The 19,207-nt window shown below is 52.2% G+C and carries 15 protein-coding genes; 6 read left to right on the forward strand and 9 right to left on the reverse strand.

Translation table 11 applies throughout. The features are described 5' to 3' along the window. Positions 1 to 27 precede the first annotated feature (27 nt). The 5 genes from leuS to CZ787_RS06785 all read left to right on the forward strand — a co-directional run bounded on the left by leuS (position 28) and on the right by CZ787_RS06785 (position 5,616). Positions 28 to 2,613: a leucine--tRNA ligase gene (leuS, locus tag CZ787_RS06765; protein ID WP_087107484.1), complete on the forward strand. Its 2,586-nt coding sequence runs from the start codon at positions 28 to 30 to the stop codon at positions 2,611 to 2,613. After that, a complete protein-coding gene (locus CZ787_RS06770; protein WP_087107486.1) occupies positions 2,610 to 3,104 on the forward strand; it encodes an LPS assembly lipoprotein LptE in 495 nt (164 codons plus the stop codon). The genes leuS and CZ787_RS06770 overlap by 4 nt, the downstream gene beginning before the upstream one ends. Further along, complete coding sequence (gene holA, locus CZ787_RS06775; protein ID WP_087107488.1) at positions 3,101 to 4,168, forward strand: DNA polymerase III subunit delta; 1,068 nt, start codon at positions 3,101 to 3,103, stop codon at positions 4,166 to 4,168. The genes CZ787_RS06770 and holA overlap by 4 nt, the downstream gene beginning before the upstream one ends. Positions 4,169 to 4,271: 103 nt before the next feature. Continuing rightward, the gene (locus tag CZ787_RS06780) at positions 4,272 to 4,676 is read left to right on the forward strand and encodes a PA2779 family protein (protein ID WP_087107490.1); all 405 of its coding nucleotides are present in this window, start codon (positions 4,272 to 4,274) and stop codon (positions 4,674 to 4,676) included. A 10-nt stretch (positions 4,677 to 4,686) separates the two neighbouring features. Next, entirely contained in the window at positions 4,687 to 5,616 is a 930-nt protein-coding gene (locus CZ787_RS06785; protein ID WP_087107492.1) for a PA2778 family cysteine peptidase, read from the forward strand. 91 nt (positions 5,617 to 5,707) lie between these two features. Here the strand turns inward: CZ787_RS06785 and sthA are convergent, their stop codons facing one another. The 9 genes from sthA to CZ787_RS06830 form a co-directional block, all read right to left on the reverse strand. Further along, positions 5,708 to 7,099, reverse strand: coding sequence for a Si-specific NAD(P)(+) transhydrogenase (gene sthA / locus CZ787_RS06790; protein ID WP_087107494.1), 1,392 nt, complete (start codon positions 7,097 to 7,099; stop codon positions 5,708 to 5,710). A 94-nt stretch (positions 7,100 to 7,193) separates the two neighbouring features. Next, positions 7,194 to 7,448 carry a (Na+)-NQR maturation NqrM gene (gene nqrM, locus CZ787_RS06795; protein WP_087107496.1) on the reverse strand — a complete coding sequence of 85 codons (255 nt, stop codon included), beginning with the start codon at positions 7,446 to 7,448 and terminating at the stop codon, positions 7,194 to 7,196. A 267-nt stretch (positions 7,449 to 7,715) separates the two neighbouring features. Further along, positions 7,716 to 8,948 carry an NADH:ubiquinone reductase (Na(+)-transporting) subunit F gene (gene nqrF / locus CZ787_RS06800; RefSeq protein ID WP_087107498.1) on the reverse strand — a complete coding sequence of 411 codons (1,233 nt, stop codon included), beginning with the start codon at positions 8,946 to 8,948 and terminating at the stop codon, positions 7,716 to 7,718. 71 nt (positions 8,949 to 9,019) lie between these two features. After that, positions 9,020 to 9,637 carry an NADH:ubiquinone reductase (Na(+)-transporting) subunit E gene (nqrE, locus tag CZ787_RS06805; protein ID WP_087107500.1) on the reverse strand — a complete coding sequence of 206 codons (618 nt, stop codon included), beginning with the start codon at positions 9,635 to 9,637 and terminating at the stop codon, positions 9,020 to 9,022. A 1-nt stretch (position 9,638) separates the two neighbouring features. Next, positions 9,639 to 10,307 (reverse strand): NADH:ubiquinone reductase (Na(+)-transporting) subunit D, encoded by a 669-nt coding sequence (locus CZ787_RS06810; protein WP_087107502.1) that lies wholly within the window; start codon positions 10,305 to 10,307, stop codon positions 9,639 to 9,641. 2 nt (positions 10,308 to 10,309) lie between these two features. Further along, on the reverse strand, positions 10,310 to 11,128 hold the full coding sequence (locus CZ787_RS06815; protein ID WP_087107504.1) for a Na(+)-translocating NADH-quinone reductase subunit C: 819 nt from the start codon (positions 11,126 to 11,128) through the stop codon (positions 10,310 to 10,312). After that, on the reverse strand, positions 11,128 to 12,351 hold the full coding sequence (locus tag CZ787_RS06820) for an NADH:ubiquinone reductase (Na(+)-transporting) subunit B (RefSeq protein WP_087107506.1): 1,224 nt from the start codon (positions 12,349 to 12,351) through the stop codon (positions 11,128 to 11,130). The genes CZ787_RS06815 and CZ787_RS06820 overlap by 1 nt, the downstream gene beginning before the upstream one ends. Positions 12,352 to 12,353: 2 nt before the next feature. Further along, positions 12,354 to 13,703: a Na(+)-translocating NADH-quinone reductase subunit A gene (locus CZ787_RS06825; protein ID WP_087107507.1), complete on the reverse strand. Its 1,350-nt coding sequence runs from the start codon at positions 13,701 to 13,703 to the stop codon at positions 12,354 to 12,356. Between the two features lie 311 nt (positions 13,704 to 14,014). Further along, positions 14,015 to 15,475, reverse strand: a complete 1,461-nt coding sequence (locus tag CZ787_RS06830) for a glyceraldehyde-3-phosphate dehydrogenase (protein WP_087107510.1) — start codon at positions 15,473 to 15,475, stop codon at positions 14,015 to 14,017. A 241-nt stretch (positions 15,476 to 15,716) separates the two neighbouring features. Here CZ787_RS06830 and mfd point away from each other — a divergent pair, with 241 nt between their 5' ends. Beyond that, the gene (mfd, locus tag CZ787_RS06835; protein ID WP_087107512.1) at positions 15,717 to 19,166 is read left to right on the forward strand and encodes a transcription-repair coupling factor; all 3,450 of its coding nucleotides are present in this window, start codon (positions 15,717 to 15,719) and stop codon (positions 19,164 to 19,166) included. The last annotated feature ends 41 nt before the right edge of the window (positions 19,167 to 19,207 follow it).

Genomic DNA, 19,207 nt, shown 5'->3' on the forward strand with positions numbered 1-19,207 from the left:
GAATACGCCAAGGCATTAAAAAAACCGATGGACGCACACTATAGCCCTCGTGAAATTGAACGTGACGCCCAGCAGTACTGGGACAATCATCAGTGCTTCAAAGCAGTAGAAGACGCGAATCGCGAGAAGTTTTACTGCCTATCCATGTTCCCCTACCCCAGCGGCAAGCTGCATATGGGCCATGTGCGTAACTATACTATCGGCGACGTCATTTCACGTTTCCAGCGCATGCAGGGTAAAAATGTGATGCAGCCCATGGGCTGGGACGCTTTTGGCATGCCTGCGGAAAATGCAGCGATCCAAAACCAGGTACCGCCTGCGGAATGGACGTATCAAAACATTGATTACATGCGCAACCAGTTGAAAGCGCTAGGCTTTGCCTACGACTGGAGCCGCGAATTCGCCACCTGCGATACCAGCTACTATCGCTGGGAACAGTGGTTCTTTACCAAATTGGTCGAGAAAGGCCTGGTTTACAAGAAGATGTCCACAGTGAACTGGGACCCGGTTGATCAGACCGTACTTGCCAATGAGCAGGTCATTGACGGCCGCGGCTGGCGCTCAGGTGCGCTGGTTGAGCGTAAGGAAATTCCGCTGTGGTTCTTGAAGATCACCGACTACGCCGATGAGCTTTTGACCGACCTGGACAAAGTAGAATGGCCTGAACAGGTCAAAACCATGCAGCGCAACTGGATTGGTAAATCTCGTGGCGTTGAGCTGACGTTTGATATCGAAGCGGCAGACGGTAGCGCGGCTGAACCACTAGCCGTTTACACCACTCGCCCGGATACACTGTCAGGGGTTACCTACGTCGCGGTAGCCGCTGGCCACCCGCTTGCCAAACAGGCGGCAGAACAAAACACAGCGCTGGCAGCCTTCTGTGAAGAGTGCGTCAAAGGCGGCACCTCAGAAGCTGAAATGGCCACTAAAGAGAAACTTGGCATGGCCACCGGCCATGTAGCCATTCACCCGCTGAGCGGCGCTAAAGTTCCGGTGTTTGTGGCCAACTTTGTACTTATGGAGTTCGGCACCGGCGCTGTCATGGCAGTACCTGCCCACGACCAGCGCGACTGGGAGTTCGCCACCAAGTACGGTGTCGATATTAAACCTGTTATTGCCGATGAAAACGGCAATACGCCCGACCTTTCCGAAGCCGCGTATATTGAGCATGGTGCGCTGATCAATTCCGGTGAGTTCGATGGCTTGGAGTTTGAGCAGGCCTTTGACGCGATTGCCGCAAAACTTGCCGAAATGGGCCGTGGCGAGGTTAAAACCAACTATCGCCTGCGCGATTGGGGTGTTGCCCGCCAGCGGTATTGGGGCGCGCCGATTCCGGTTAAATACGGCCCGGAAGGCCAGACCGTTCCGCTGACCGATGAAGAGCTCCCGGTATCACTTCCCATGGAAGTGACGGTTGACGCCTCCGGCTCACCGCTCAAGAAAATGCCTGAGTTTTCCGACCTAGGCGATGGTTGGGTGCGCGAAACCGATACGTTTGACACCTTTATGGAGTCCTCCTGGTACTTTGCGCGCTTCTGCTGCGCCGATAATCATGACGCCATGCTGGACGATCGCGCCAACTACTGGTTACCGGTCGATCTTTATATCGGCGGTATCGAGCACGCCATTTTGCACCTGCTATACGCACGTTTCTTCCATAAGCTGATGCGCGACTTTGGCCTGGTTGATTCTGATGAGCCCTTCCAGCAGTTGCTTACGCAAGGCATGGTCATCGCAGAAACCTACTATCGCCATACCGATAACGGCGGCAAACAGTGGTTCAACCCGGACGATGTCGACGTTCAGCGTGATGAGAAAGGCCGTCCGCTAAGCGCTGTCCTGATAAGTGATGGTCAGCCGGTTGAGATGGGCGGCATCGAAAAAATGTCCAAGTCGAAAAATAACGGTGTTGATCCGCAATCGATGATCGATAAGTTCGGTGCTGATACCGTTCGCTTGTTCATGATGTTTGCGGCGCCGCCCGAGCAGTCGCTGGAATGGTCTGACTCAGGTGTTGAAGGTGCGCACCGCTTTATCAAGCGCATTTGGCGCCAAGTGAGCGAGCATCTTGAAGCCGGCACACCGGGTGAGCTGAAGGTTGATGCGCTTAATGATGACCAAAAAACACTGCGTCGAAAAACGCATGAAACCATCAAGAAAGCCAGCGACGATATTGGCCGCCGCACCACCTTTAATACCGCTATCGCAGCAGTCATGGAGCTTTCCAACGCGCTTGGAAAGTTTAATGACACCTCTGAGCTTGGTTTAGCGGTTAGCCGTGAAACGCTGGAAGCATGTGTCTTGCTGCTTTCCCCAATCACTCCACACGTGTGCCATCAGTTGTGGCAGAACCTGGGGCATGCAGAACCCGCTATTGAAGTGCAGTGGCCAGTGCTTGACGAAGCAGCGCTTACTCGCGATAGCATTGAACTTGTCGTGCAAGTAAACGGTAAGTTACGTGCACGCCTGGAAGCACCGGCTAGTGCAGATAAAGCAGCCATCGAGAAACTGGCGATGGAAAACGAAAACGTCCAGCGCCACTTGGAAGACAAAACGGTCCGTAAAGTGATTGTCGTGCCAGGCAAGCTGGTAAACATTGTGGTAAGCGGATGAATCGACGCACATTTTTGACAACCAGCATCGCCGCTTCAGCGGCGGTGCTACTCAGCGGTTGCGGCTTTCATCTGCGCGGCCATGGCGCTATGCCCAGCCTGCCCGCGCTGACGCTGGAAGGGGACATTAATAGCACCACTGCCCAGCAGCTACGTGCACGCCTGACACAGTTAGGAACGGAGATTAGACCTGACGCGCCTTGGCGCGTCACGTTAGGCCCCCCTTCCTTACTGGAGCGACGCATTGGTAGCGATAGTCGCGCCAGCCGTGAACACGAGCTGGTGCTGAGTACAACGCTCTCGGTCCAACAGCGTCAGACCAATGCATATGCGCTTAACGGCAGTAACGTATCTGTCAGCAGAACCATCCGTGTTAACGATGATGATTTGCTCAATCGTGAAACCTTGTTCAATGAAGCAGAGCAATCGCTTGCGCGGGAGCTAGCACAACGTATTGTGGAACGCTTGGTTAACATTAAGGGTGTTGAGTGAAGGTTTTTGCCGACCAATTGCCGGGGGCCTTAAGTAAAGCGCTGCCTAAGGTCGTCATCGTAGCGGGCGATGAGCCGCTCCAGCACCGCGATGCCTGTGATGCAGTACGTGCCGCCGCGCGCCAAGCCGGTATTGAAGAGCGCGAAGTACTGGACATAGATGCCAACTTTGCCTGGGGCCGCTTACTGGAGGCCGCCAGCAACCTTTCATTATTTGCAACCAGCAAGTTGATGGAAGTTCGCTTGGGCACCCACAAACTGGGCCAGGAAGGCAGCAAAGCACTAGCGCAGTACGCTGAAACCATCACAAACAGCGACGACATGCTGCTGCTCAGCATGGGTAAGCTGGATGGCAAACAGCAGAAAAGCGTCTGGTTTAAAGCCCTTGATAAGCATGGTTTGTTTGTCCCCGTATGGCCCGTAGATAATTCTCGCTTGGGCTACTGGCTACGTGATCGAGCATCAATGCATGGCCTGCAGATTGACCTTGAGGCTGCGCGCCTACTGGGTGAGCGTACTGAGGGTAACCTGCTGGCCGCCGATCAGGAGCTTCAAAAACTCTCACTGATTCATCCGCAAGGTACCCGCTTAAACGTTGAGAGCATCGCCCAGGGCGTAGAGGATAGCTCGCGCTTTGATGTGTTCAACCTGGCGGATGCCTGTTTAAAAGGTGAGGTTAGCCGCGCCTCACGTATAGTGCAGGGGCTGCGCAGTGAAGGGGTCGAAGCACCCATCGTGCTATGGGCATTAAGCCGCGAGTTGCGAACACTACTCTCTTTGCATCAGCACCTGGATCAAGGCCAAAGTTTTGAGCACGCCTGCAAAACCCAAAAGCCAATGATTTTTGACAAGCGCCGCCCCGCTTATCAAAAGGCCATAAAGCGTCTTCCCATGAAGCGCTTGCACAAGCTGCTGTTGATGGCCCAACGGCTGGATTTAGCCGTTAAAGGGGCCGCTAACGTACCCTTATGGCCAGGTCTTCATGACTTGGCGATGACCATGGCGGGCGGTAAAGGTATTCTTGCTGAGACAGCCTGGACCTACCGCATTAGTGCAAATAATTAGCATATTGCACAATAGACTTAAAGCCCGTCCTCTTTATTCCTATACTAGTGATTAGAGCAGCACAATGCTCGACACCCCTGACCAGTCTCTAAGGAAGAAGACGATGAAAACATTGCGCGCTTACCTCTCTACCCTCTTGATCGCGGCGCTAGTGATCACCAGCCTGCCCGTCGCTGCTGCGCCTGCCGCCCCCCAATCCATGGATTTAGTTTCAACTCAGTCTGTTTTAGCAGGTGATCGTGTCGGCGCTGACCGTGAGCGGATAAACGAAATTCTGGCCCGTGCCGATGTACAGGACCAACTGCTAAAGCAGGGTGTGGATCTTGATGAGGTAGACGCCCGCGTTGCCGCTCTGAGCGATGCCGAAGCACAGCAAATGGCTCAGCAGCTTGATCAGTTGCCTGCCGGTGCAGGCGGCGGTGTTATCGGTGCCCTGTTTGCCGTTTTCATCATTTTGCTGATTACTGATATTCTCGGTTTAACCGACGTTTATCCGTTTACCCGCTAAGCCAGTCACTATGAAAACATTGTTACCCTACGCCCGCTTTGCGGGCGTTTTTATGCTCGCCCTACTGCTTTCTGCCTGTGCCCGCAGCCCCATTTTACTCGACAGCACCTACGAAGCCTTGACCCCTCAGGTAGAAAATCGTGCCGTGCCGTTTTTTGCCCAAAGCGAGTACCAGTGTGGCCCGGCAACGCTTGCCATGGTGTTGAACTACCAAGGCGTTGAGGTGGGCGTTGACCAGCTGATTCCGCAAGTATTCTTGCCAGGGCGTGACGGTAGCGTTCAACCTGAAATGCTGTCCACCGTTCGCCGCCACCAACAGCTTGCCTACCCCATTCGCGGTACCATGGATGCACTGTTAAATCATTTGGCTAACGGCGACCCAGTCGTGGTGATGCAGAACCTGTCACTGCCTATTTATCCCATGTGGCACTACGCGGTGGCTATCGGATTTGATTTGCCTGATGAAACGCTCATCCTGCGCAGTGGTGAACGTGAGCGACATACGTTGTCGTTTAGCCGCTTTGATGCGACCTGGGCGCGCAGTGGTCGCTGGGGATTTATTGTGGCCAACCCCGGCACTCTGCCGGAAGACATTAGTGCCCGCAATGCACTGGAGGCTATTAGCGCTTACGAAGAAGCTCACGGCCCCAAAGAAGCTCTAAGCAGTTGGCAAGCCCTGGTTAACCGCTACCCAACTGACCCACTGGCGCAGTTTGCGCTGGGCAACGCGCTGTATGCCGACAGCCGGCCCAAGGAAGCGATGACAGCCTTTGATGCAGCGACCCAGCACGATGCACACATGGGGGCCGCTTGGCTCAACCTGGGGATTTTGCTGCTGCAACAGGATAAGCCCGACGAAGCACGCAACGCCTTGATGCAGGCAGCATCAATAGACGGCAGTTGGCAGGCACGCGCGCAGCAGTTACTGGGCGAATATTAAGTATACAAAAAGGGCCACGCAATTTTCTGGTGGCCCCTTTTACACAGCGATGTATGACACTACACCTGCGCTTTACGCTACCCAAAGCGCGTTAAAACACTCTGTTCAAACCATTTTGTGCTGCCACTCGGTACGCTTCTGCCATCGTTGGATAGTTAAAGGTTGTGTTCACAAAGTACTTAAGCGTATTGGCTTCGCCCGGCTGCTGCATAATGGCCTGGCCGATATGTAGAATCTCGGAGGCCTGGTCACCAAAACAGTGGATCCCCAGGATTTCCAACGTATCCTGATGGAAGAGAATCTTCAGCATACCCACGACATCGCCGGTTATTTGCGCGCGCGCGGTATCTTTAAAGAACGCTTTTCCGACTTCATAGGGCACTTTGGCTTCAGTCAACTCGCGCTCGTTAGGGCCAAACGAACTAATTTCGGGAATAGTGTAAATGCCGGTGGGTACATCGTTGACGAAGCGATACTCTTTATCGAGCAGCTCGTTGCAAAGGTTTAGCCCTTGGTCATACGCAGCACTGGCAAGGCTTGGCCAACCGATCACGTCACCGGCGGCATAAATATGCGGAATTGTCGTACGGTAGTGTTCATCAACGCTGAGCTGGCCGCGCCCATTGGCTTCTAATCCAATATTCTCAAGCCCCAGGCTATCGGTATTGCCCGTGCGACCATTGGCCCATAAGAACGCATCAGCGCGGATCTTCTTGCCCGACTTAAGATGCACGACAACGCCAGACTCATCACCTTCTACACTCGCGTATTCCTCGTTATGACGAATCAATACACCATGTTTACGTAGGTGGTAAGAGAGCGCATCACTGATTTCATCATCAAGAAATGAAAGCAAGCTGTCACGGTTGTTGATGAGATCTACCTTGAGACCTAATCCTGAGAAAATTGACGCATATTCACAGCCGATAACGCCTGCGCCAAAAATCACTAACGTACGCGGCGTATGAGAAAGGCTTAGAATGGTGTCAGAGCAGTAGATACGTGGATGGCGGAAGTTAATGTCCGCGGGCCGATAGGGCCGTGAGCCGGTAGCAATCACAATTTTTTTGGCGACCAGCTCTTCCATTCCTTCATGCTGGTCGCGCACAACCACGGTATGCTCATCTTTAAAGCGCGCAATACCATGAAACAAATCGATTCGGTTGCGAGCATAAAAGGTAGTACGCATTTCTACCTGTTTATCAATCGTGCCGCGAGAACGCTCCATCACTTTAGGGAAAGAAAACCAGCGCGGCTCACCAATATCGCGAAACATTCGGTTGGTGTTAAACGCCATGATTTGCTTAACCTGGTGGCGCAACGCTTTGGAGGGAATAGTGCCCCAATGGGTACAGTTACCGCCTACCTGTGCCTGCTTTTCGATAATCGCTACACGCTTACCGTGCTTGGCGGCGTTAATAGCCGCGCTTTCACCTGCAGGGCCTGTACCAATAACCACGACATCGTAATTGTGAACCGCCATACTTTCTGCGTCTCCTCGTTCCCCAATAATAAGGCGCAGCTGATCACTCGGCTGCGCCCTGCACTATTTCTCTTACCGATACTTACGGATTGTGCTAGCGCCGTGTAGCGTCGTAGCCCAAGTCCGCTCCGCGGCTTTCATCACTGCGGCGACGCACATTTCCTCGCTTGCGGTTCTCCTCTTCACATACGTCATCTTTACCGCCACAAATATCGCAGCCGTCTTTCATACCAATCTGATTTAAACCGCCACATGAGCCTGCGATAGGCTTACGACCCATTAAAACGCCAACCGCCATTGCGCACATTATCAACGCCATAAAGCCAAATACCAGTAGCCAAATCGCCATGTTAACCTCCCTGCATTGCTATGGATGCACCACCTACCGACAACAGCTTAGGCAATTAGTGCCTTCCAGATACTTGCTATACCTTAATTGTACCTTAGCTGCCACGTACTTATTAGCTGCCACGTACTTATAACTGCCAAGCACTTATTAAATGCTCAGCACCTATTAGCGAAGGTAGCGTAGGCTTGAGTCTATTCAAAACAAATGGGGCCAACCTTACGGCCAGCCCCAAATGTGCCCGAAGGCTACTTTCGATTACGTGAGCACTTACCCGCCGAAGTCATCCAGCATGATATTTTCAGGCTCAACCCCGAGATCAAGCAGCAGCTTAATCACGGAAGCATTCATCATGGGCGGCCCACACATGTAGTATTCACAATCTTCAGGCGCCGGATGGTCCTTCAGATAGTTTTCATACAGTACATTATGGATAAAGCCCGTCGGCCCTTCCCAATTATCTTCAGGCTGCGGATCAGAAAGCGCCAGATGCCATTCAAAATTCGGGAACTCTTCTGCCAACTGATCATACTCTTCGTTGTAGAAGGTTTCACGCCAAGAGCGTGCACCGTACCAGAAAGACATTTTACGCTTAGACTTAAGACGCTTAAGCTGATCGAAGATATGGCTACGCATCGGCGCCATACCCGCACCGCCACCGATAAAGATCATTTCGGCATCGGTATCCTTGGCGAAGAACTCACCAAACGGACCCATTACGGTCACCTTGTCACCTGGCTTCAAGCTGAAGACATAGGTAGACATTAGGCCCGGCGGATGACTGCTGCCTGGGGGCGGTGTAGCAATACGAATGTTGAACTTGAGGATACCCTTCTCTTCCGGGTAGTTCGCCATAGAGTAGGCGCGAATCACTTCCTCATTGTTCTTATGGGCAACCTTGAAAATTCCAAACTTGTCCCAATCGCCGCGATACTCTTCCTCGATATCAAAATCGGAGAATTTAATATCGTAAGGCGGTGCAACCAGCTGAACATAACCACCCGCACGGAAGGCAACTTCTTCGCCTTCAGGCAGTTTTAGGTTCAGCTCCTTGATGAAGGTCGCGACGTTAGGGTTACCGATAACTTCGGTTTCCCACTTTTTAACGCCGAACACTTCCTCAGGTACTTCGATCTTCATGTCTTGCTTAACGGGCACCTGGCAAGAGAGCCGCCAGCCCTCTTTCTTTTCACGCATGGTGAAATGCGACTCTTCAGTCGGCAAAATGGAACCACCACCCTCTTCCACACGGCATTTACATTGGGCGCATGAACCACCACCACCACATGCCGAGGAGAGGAAAATACCATTTGCCGCCAAGGTGTTTAAAAGCTTACCACCGGCCTGAGTCGTCAAGGTGTGCTCAGGGTCGTGATTAACTTCAATCGTCACGTCCCCGCTACTCACAAGCTTGCTGCGCGCTGCCAGAATGATCGCCGTTAAGCTAATAACGATGATCGTGAACATGACAACACCGAGCAAGATGACAGATGTATCAACCATGTCGGTTTCCTATTGCTGAGGTTTCCTGTAACCCGGCAGCGCAGAACGCCGCCGGGAAAAACCGGCTCCGTTTAGAGCTGAATGCCCGAGAAGGACATAAAGCCCAACGACATCAGACCTACGGTGATGAAAGTAATACCCAGCCCTTGCAAGCCACCAGGCACATCGCTGTATTTCAGCCTTTCACGGATACCTGCCAAGGCCGTAATAGCCAACGCCCAACCAACACCGGATCCAAAACCATAAACGAGGGATTCACCGAAGTTGTAGTTACGCTCAACCATGAACAGCACGCCACCCAGGATGGCACAGTTGACGGTAATAAGCGGCAGGAATACGCCAAGCGCGTTATACAGTGCAGGCACGTACTTATCCAAGAACATTTCAAGGATTTGCACTAGTGCTGCAATGACGCCGATATAGCTCAATAACCCAAGGAATGAGAGGTCAATGTTCTCAGCACCGCTAATACCGGTCCAGGAAAGTGCACCTTGCGCAAGCAGAAGGTTGAATACCAGGTTATTAACAGGCACTGAAATAGTCAGGACTACAATAACCGCAATGCCCAGGCCAAACGCGGAGGAAACCTTCTTGGAGACCGCGAGAAAAGTACACATCCCCAGAAAGAATGCCAAGGCCAGGTTTTCAACAAAAACCGAAGCGACGAAAAGGCTTAAATAGTGTTCCATTTTACACAGCCTCCTGTGGCTTGGAGTTTTCCTTCATCTTGAACTCCGTCTCTTCTACCTGCCCTGGATCGATTGAGCGCATAACCCAAATCATCAGGCCGATAATAAAGAAGGCGGACGGAGGCAACAGCAGCAGACCGTTAGGCACATACCAGCCACCATCTTGAACGGTAGGCAGGATAGTAAAACCGAACACACTACCTGCACCCAATAGTTCACGGAAGAAGCCAACCACCAGCAACACGAACCCATAGCCCAAGCCATTCCCGATACCGTCCAGGAAAGACATGCCGGGGGTGTTGGACATGGCAAAGCCTTCCGCTCGACCCATCACAATGCAGTTGGTAATGATCAGACCCACAAATACCGACAGCTGCTTAGACATTTCATAAGCATAGGCTTTGAGGATCTGGTCAACCACGATTACCAATGAAGCAATAATCGTCATCTGCACAATAATACGGATCGAAGAAGGAATATGATTCCGAATCAGTGATACGAAAAAGCTTGAGAGCGATGTGACGAAAATAACAGCTAACGCCATTACCAACGACACGCTCATGCTGGTCGTTACTGCCAGCGCAGAACAGATCCCCAATATCTGAAGTGCAATGGGGTTGTTCTGAAAAATAGGCGCTATTAAAACGCTTTTTGCATTTACGTCCGCCATGATTAAGCCCCCTCACCGTCTTCGAAGTCGGTATCGGTGTTATCGGCGTCTTCCAGCTCAGTACCACTGCGGAATTTCGCAAGGTATGGACCGAAACCTTCTTCGCTCAACCAAAACTGCAGCATGTTGGTCACACCATTACTGGTGAGCGTTGCACCGGATAACGCGTCTACTTCATTTTCACCACTAGCGCTTTTGCTCAGGCGGATGGCCGGCGAGAGGTCGCCCTCTTCATCGTAAATCTCTTTACCTTCCCACTGAGCCTGCCAACGTGGGTTGTTCACTTCACCGCCCAAGCCCGGCGTTTCACTGTGGTCATAGTAGGTAATACTGATAATAGTATTACCGTCACCTTCGATCGACAAAAAGCCCATCATCCGGCCCCACAGGCCTTGTCCACGAATCGGCAAAACGATTTGGTCTGGGTCGCCTGCATCACCGACCAGATAAACCGTCGCGTAATTTTCAACCCGAGAAAGCCCCGCAATGTCACGGTCTCCAGACAACGTGCGGCCGGTTGCCGGGTCACGCGCTGCTTCAAACCCATCAAAGGTTTCAGGGTCAAACTCATCGGTATACTCACCGGTTTCAAGTTCAACCACACGTGATGTGATTTGGGTCCGGAACGCTTCCTCGACATCCGTACCCGGCTCGTATAAACGCGCCACGTTAAGGATATTGGTTTTACGGTCTAATTCCTGGTTGAGCTGTTGAGCAGGGCGTAGCGCCACGGCGGCCGTCGAAACAATCACCGAACACACGATACACAATGAAAACGCTACAATCAGGACCTTCTTGATTGAGTTATTACCTTGTGCCATTAGGCAGTCTCCTCGGCCGGAACGCCAGTACGCTTGATACGGCGTTTTATATTGGCCTGGACGAAGAAGTGGTCAATCAATGGTGCAAACAGGTTAGCAAAGAGAATTGCCAACATGATGCCTTCGGGGAAGGCGGGGTTAACCACGCGAATCAGTACCGTCAGTACACCAATTAGCACACCAAATATCAAACGGCCCTGGGTCGTCATGGAAGCAGAGACGGGGTCAGTAGCCATAAAGACCATACCGAATGCAAACCCACCTATCACGAAGTGCCAATACCACGGCATGGCAAACATGGGGTTGGTATCGGAACCAATCAGATTAAACAACGTACTGGTGGCTACCATCCCAAGGAACACGCCAAGCATTATTCGCCACGAGGCAATACGCGTGTACAGCAGCACCAATGCCCCGACAAGGATCGCAAGCGTCGACACCTCGCCTACTGAGCCTGGAATAAAGCCAATAAAGGCATCCCACCAGCTAAACGCATTAGTGACTGCACCCATGCCGTCCTGGAACGCCATCGAAAGTACCGTTGCACCCGTATAACCATCAGCGGGCACCCAAATGGCGTCGCCGGAAATTTGCGCAGGATAGGCGAAGTAGAGGAAGGCACGACCAGTAAGCGCCGGGTTCAGGAAGTTTTTGCCAGTACCGCCAAAAATTTCCTTACCGATCACGACACCAAAGGTGATACCCAGCGCTACCTGCCAAAGCGGAATAGTTGCCGGAAGAATCAGCGCAAATAGCACCGAAGTAACGAAGAAACCTTCATTAACTTCATGGCCACGCTTGATGGCAAACAGCACTTCCCAGAAACCACCAATGGCAAAAGTGACCAGGTAGATAGGCAGGAAGTACGTGGCGCCAAGAACAAAGTTGGACCATAAACTACCCGCATCATGCCCGCCAGCCAATGTCATCAGGATCGCTTCACGCCAGCCACCCATGGAGGCATAGCCTGCATCAATAGCCACGTTGGCTTGCCAACCCGCGTTCCACATACCAAAGAACATTGCCGGGAAAGTACACAGCCAAACGGTGATCATAATGCGCTTCAGGTCGATACCATCGCGCACGAACGACGTTGTTTTGGCAACGCTTGGGGGCGAGTAGAAAATCGTATCTACGGCTTCATAAAGCGGGTAGAACTTTTCGTACTTACCGCCTTTATGGAAATGCGGCTCGATATTATCGAGTGTTTGTCGAATACCCATTATCAGGCCTCTTTCTCGATCATGGCGAGGTTGTCACGCAGGATAGGGCCATACTCATATTTGCCGGGGCAAACGTATGTGCACAGCGCCAGGTCCTCTTCGTCTAGCTCAAGACATCCAAGTTGCATGGCAACTTCAATGTCACCCACGATCAGCGAGCGCAGCAGCTGAGTCGGCATGATATCCAGCGGCATTACCGTCTCGTAAGTACCAATCGGTACCATGGCACGTTCAGAGCCATTGGTCGACGTGGTAGGCGCGTAGTTACGCAGGCCTTTAATACGCGAGAAGTAAATACCCAGAATCGAGTGACGATCGGCCCCAAGAGAAAGCCAGCCTAACAAGGCACGCTTGTTGCCCTCTTCAAGCAAGCTAATCTGATTGCTGAAACGCCCCAGGTAGGTCAGGTGTCCTTCCGCCGAGAAGCCCGAAAAAACCGAACCAGAAATTACTCGGGTGTCATCAGGTTTGATGACTTCGCCTGCCAAAAACTCTTGGGTACTTGCTCCCAAGCGGGTACGCAGAAGACGAGGTTTTTCAGCGCGTGGGCCGCCAACAGCGACAACACGAGTTGTATGCAGTTTGCCTTCGGCAAAGAGCTTACCAAACGCGATCACATCCTGATAACCGATATGCCAGACTTGTCTGTGCAGCGCGACTGGCGAAAGATAATGGATATGCGTACCCACCAGACCCGCAGGATGCGGACCGGCAAAACTTTCGGTTTTCACACCGTCAACATCCCCGCCAGGGATATTGGCATCAGCCCCCGTGCACAGAAAAACGTTGCCCTCGGTCAGGCGTGTTAGCACCTTGAGGCCGTCTTCAAATGCCTGGGTTTCTTCATTGATGACAATTGCTGGATCAGCGCTTAACGGGTGGGTATCCACGGCCGTTACAAAGATATCAGCAGGAATGCTATCAATAGCTGGCGTGCGAGAGAAAGGACGTGTGCGCAATGCTGTCCAAAGCCCCGACTCAACGAGCTGGTCAACGACCAACTGTCGATCAAGCTGCACTAAAGAAGCGCGATCATGGGAAGCAAATGCCATCGCTTCTTCATTCTCGTCAACTTTAATAACGACAGACAGCAGGCGACGCTTTTCGCCACGGTTAATGGATACTACTTCACCACTTGCTGGTGCCGTAAAACGCACACCCTCAATTTTTTTATCGGTAAAGAGCAGTTGGCCCAGTTTGACCTTATCCCCTTCCTGAACTTCCATGGTTGGCTTCATGCCAACGTAGTCAGTGCCCAGGATTGCCACGTAACGCACAGGCTGCGCATCTTCAATACGCTGCTCGGGCGCTCCCGTGATGGGGAGATCCAGGCCTTTTTTGACTTCGATCATAGTCTCGCCCAGTTGATGGATCGGATATACGAAGGTAAGGGGTTCGAATGCTTATTTTCTGTTCAGTGAATTGTTGTTTTCTGTCAGATCGTTACCAGTCAGGCCCAAGCACGCTTGAACCACCCCGAAAAATCTACAGCATTATAAAGATAAGCGCGGCCAATGACCACATCCCTGATGCCCACAAAAAGTGTTACATGCCATCCATTCCAATTGATTTTACAATTAAAAACGCCACCCGAAGGTGGCGTTAAGCAATCCAGACGTGATGAAAAAAGCTATTCCGCAGCTAATTCACCGGCATAGAGGCACTATGCGTGGCGTGGCAGTTTTAAAAACTGTACGTTCGACATTTGCTGCAGGATGCGAATAACCTGGCAGCTGTAACCAAACTCATTGTCGTACCATACGTACACAACCACGTGATTACCGTTAGCAATCGTTGCTTTTGCGTCCACGATGCCAGCATGGCGGTTGCCCACGAAGTCCGATGAAACCACCTCAGCAGAGTCCACATAATCAATCTGCTTCTGATAAGACGAATCAATGGACATACGGCGCAAATAGTCATTCAGCGCGGCAGCATCGGTTGGCTTATCTAACGTCAGGTTCAAAATGGCCATGGAGACATTCGGCGTCGGCACGCGAATCGCATTGCCCGTTAGCTTACCTTCCAATTCAGGTAGCGCTTTTGCTGCTGCTTTGGCCGCACCCGTTTCGGTTAATACCATGTTAAGCGCCGCACTGCGGCCACGACGATCACCCTTATGATAGTTATCAATCAGGTTCTGGTCGTTGGTGTAAGCATGAACAGTTTCCACATGACCGGTGGCGACCCCGTACTGATCATTGAGCACCTTTAGAACGGGCACAATGGCATTGGTGGTACAGGAAGCCGCCGATACAATACGGTCATTCTCACCAATGGTCGCGTGGTTAACACCGTAAACGATATTTTTAATATCGCCCTTACCTGGCGCCGTTAATAGCGCCTTGGCCGCGCCTTTACACTCCAGGTGTTGGCCCAAACCAGCCTCATCGCGCCAAATGCCGGTATTATCAACAATGACCGCGTTTTTGATGCCATAAGTGGTGTAATCGATTTCGCTGGGTGAGTCAGCGTAAATAACCTGAACCACATTGCCATTTACAGTAAGCGTACGCGCTTCGGCATCAACAGAAATAGTGCCTTCAAACGGGCCATGCACCGAGTCACGACGCAGTAAGCTGGCACGCTTTTCAAGGTCTTTACCCACATCGCCACGCCCACGCACCACAATCGCGCGCAAACGCAACAGGTTTCCGCCACCGGCTTTTTCAACCAGCACACGCGCCAGCAGACGACCAATGCGCCCAAAACCGTAAAGTACAACGTCCTGCGGCTCGCCTTTACTGGCTCCCGGCTGATAACCGCCAATAATATCCTGCAGTTCGTTATGCAAGAATGCGCTTAAATCACCACCGCCCTGCTTTTTAAACATGACCGCCAGCTTACCCACATCAACATGAGCAGGCCCCAGATTAAGCGCGCTCATCGCTTCAACGATGGGGAAGGTGTCCTCAACCGACAGTTCTGTTCCTTCAATTTTGCGCACAAACCGATGATCTTTCAGGATACGAATAACGGACTGGTTGATCAGCGAGCGCCCATACATGGTAGCCACAACATTGTTATGCCGATAAAGGCGCCCAACAAGCGGGATCATCTGTTCGGCCAGAGCCTGGTTGTTCTGCCATTCCTCAAAAACGTTTTCGAGAGCTTGCTGACTCACATGCGGCCTCATTGGGTAATGATAAGGTAGTGATAAAAGGTTTCAGGCGCATTATCCCGGCCTTATTAGCTACTCGCAATGGAAGGATGGTCGCACACGTTGTAGGGGTATTACAGGAATAGAGGTTTGACTACAAACACAAAATAGGCTCTCACATTAACAGTAATGTTTTGGTCCTCTAACTGAAAGAGGCGATCGTGTATGATCCAGTATCCGTTTCAGCGCAAAATGATACCTGACTATGCCTTCATTCTCTCTGCTCGAACCGCCTCAGCCACACGGGGCTCGCGACACGCTTTTCTGGACAGCGCCCCCGGGTAGTGCGTCTGCACTGGCGTTAGCCCAGGTAGCTTCTAGCGCCCCGCTGCTGGTAATTACACCCAACACGGCCAGCGCTCAACGTCTGGAACAAGACCTGGCGTTCTACAGCGATGTCCCAGTACTGCCATTCCCTGATTGGGAAACCCTCCCCTACGACAGTTTTTCTCCGCATCAGGATATCGTCTCGGCCCGCTTGCGCACGTTACGCCAGCTACAAGACGGTGTTCGCGGCATTGTATTGGTGCCTATTAATACATTAATGCAGCGCCTTCCCCCGGTCTCGTATATCGCGGGGCGTGTAATGACGCTGAACGCGGGCGCCAAGCTTAACCGGGATACCTTTAGGGAGTCGCTTACGCGGGCAGGGTATCGCGCCGTTGAAACCGTGTACGAGCCTGGCGAATACGCCATACGCGGCGCACTCATTGATCTTTTTGCGATGGGGATGGATGAGCCGATTCGTATCGACTTATTTGATGATGAGATCGACACACTTCGTCATTTTGACCCTGGCAGTCAACGCTCAACGGGCAAGATAGACACGCTGGAACTACTTCCTGCCCATGAGTACTCGCTTAGCCGCAGCGCAATCGCCTGCTTTCGCGAGCAGTTTGAAACCCTGTTCGATGTCGACCCTCGTCAGTGCCCGCTCTATAACGACGCTCTTAAAGCCATACCTTCGCCTGGGCTTGAGCACTATTTGCCGCTATTTTTTGACGAAACGGCGTCTTTGTTTGATCACGTAACCGATGATACGCGGGTGGCGCTGCTACCCGGCGTTTTCCAAGCCGCCGAACAGCACTGGCAATCCATTGAAGCGCGCTACATCAATTTGGGCGTTGACCCTACCCGCCCACTACTGCCGCCTCGCCGGGCATTTTTCCCGGTTAGCGATGTATTTTCGGCGATCAAATCACGCCCTCGTATTGAACTCACTGAAGACGAAGCGCATCGTCATGCCTTAATGCCGGAAGCAAAAGCGCTCCCGCCGCTGGCCATTAATGCACGAGCCAAACAGCCACTGAGCGAACTGGAACGTTTTTTAAATAGCGAACCTGATACGCGGATACTGTTTGTCGCTGAATCACGCGGGCGTCGCGAAGCATTAGAGGAAGTGCTTGCACCTCTAACCCTATCACTGCCTTATGTTGATAGCTTTCAGTCATTTCTTAAAAGCCAACACCCCTTCGCGATCACGGAAAGCCTGGTAGATAGCGGCTTATGGCTTACTGACCCTAGCCTTGCCGTTGTTAGCGAAACGGAACTGTTTGGCGAAGTCGTTCGCCAAAGCCGACGGCGTGAAAAAGTCACTGATGATAATGAATTAGCGGTTCGCCACCTTTCGGAACTGCGCGAAGGGGCACCTGTTGTTCATCAGGCGCATGGGGTAGGACGCTACCTGGGGCTAGAAACCCTCGCGGCCGGCGGGCAAGCCAACGAATTCTTAGCCCTCTCTTACGCCGATGGCGCCAAGCTTTATGTACCCGTTGACAGTCTTCACCTTATTTCACGCTACAGCGGTGCTGATGATGAGCTGGCACCGCTGCATAAGCTGGGTTCTGATCAGTGGGAAAAAGCGCGCCGTAAAGCGGCCGAAAAGATTCGCGATACTGCCGCTGAATTGCTGGATGTTTACGCAAGACGAGAAGCCCAGCAAGGGGTTGTCTATGAAGCGCCAGGCGATGAGTACGTGCGCTTTGCCGCCAGTTTTCCGTTTGAAGAAACGCCCGACCAACAAGCGGCTATAGAAGCCGTCATTGAGGATATGGTTTCTCCGCAGCCCATGGACCGTGTGGTATGCGGTGATGTTGGGTTTGGTAAAACCGAAGTGGCCATGCGCGCCGCGTTTTTGGCCGTGCAGTCAGGTCGCCAGGTCGTCGTTCTCGTACCGACCACGCTGCTCGCTCGCCAGCACTTTGAAAACTTCCGTGACCGCTTTGCCGATACGGCCGTCAATATCCGTTTGATCTCGCGCTTCACGGCGGGCAAAGAGATGACCCAGACGCTCGAAAGCATCAAAAACGGTCAAACCGATATCGTGATTGGCACCCATAAGTTGCTCTCCAAAAATGTTGAGCTACCTCAGATGGGCCTGCTAATTATCGACGAAGAGCACCGCTTTGGCGTTGCGCAAAAAGAAAAGCTTAAAACCCTGCGTGCAGAGATTGATATTCTAACACTCACCGCCACCCCCATCCCACGCACACTCAATATGGCCATGAGCGGTATTCGGGATCTTTCTATTATTGCGACACCGCCCGCTCGCCGCTTGTCAGTTAAGACGTTTGTACAGCAGCGTGATAACAGCATTATCAAAGAAGCCCTGCTACGGGAAATACTTCGCGGTGGTCAGGTCTACTTCCTTCACAACGAAGTAAAGACGATTGAAAACGCGGCTCAACAGATCCGCGAGCTGGTGCCAGAAGCTCGCGTAGCCGTGGCGCATGGCCAGCTCCCAGAACGCAGCCTTGAACGCGTAATGTCGGACTTTTATCATCGCCGTTTTAATGTATTGGTATGCTCAACGATCATTGAAACCGGCATTGACGTACCCAGCGCCAATACCATTATCATAGAGCGAGCCGACAAGTTTGGCCTAGCGCAGTTGCACCAACTACGAGGGCGCGTAGGCCGCAGCCACCACCAGGCCTATGCTTACCTGCTTACGCCTCCTCCCAAGGCCATCACGCGCGATGCGGTTAAACGCCTTGAGGCTATAAGCGCCTCTGATGACCTTGGCGCTGGGTTTACTCTGGCAAGCCACGATATGGAAATTCGTGGCGCAGGTGAGCTGCTAGGAGATGAACAAAGCGGCCAAATGGAAACCATTGGCTATACTCTTTATATGGAAATGCTGGATCGAGCAGTGAAAGCAATCCGCGCTGGCAAAACACCTAATATTGAGGCGCCCTTCAATACCGGCGTAGAAATTAGCTTGAACCTGCCAGCGCTGATTCCAGATGACTATATTCATGATGTACAGCAGCGGCTTGTTATGTATAAGCGCATTGCCAATACACAAAGCGATAGTGAGCTTAAAGAACTACAGGTCGAGCTCATTGACCGCTTCGGCCTACTGCCACAGCCGCTGAAGAACCTGATACGTCAAACAAAGCTACGCCAACGCGCAGAGCAGCTAGGCATTAGCCGTATTGAAGCAGGCGAAAGCCGTGGCCGGGTGCTGTTTGATGGCACAACGAAGGTCGACCCACTCACCCTGGTTACGTTGATTCAAACATCGCCCAAGCACTACCGCCTGGATGGTGCAGACACCTTGCGGTTTGAATTTACAATGGAAAACAGCGATCAGCGTTTCGAGCAAGTTGAAGCACTTATAACGACCCTTAATCAAAAAGTAGCGGCGGCGTGAACCTTGGGGCAAACTGACGGCAAGCAACCATTGTTTGCCCG

It is taken from the genome of Halomonas citrativorans (assembly GCF_900163645.1).
GTDB lineage: Bacteria > Pseudomonadota > Gammaproteobacteria > Pseudomonadales > Halomonadaceae > Vreelandella > Vreelandella citrativorans.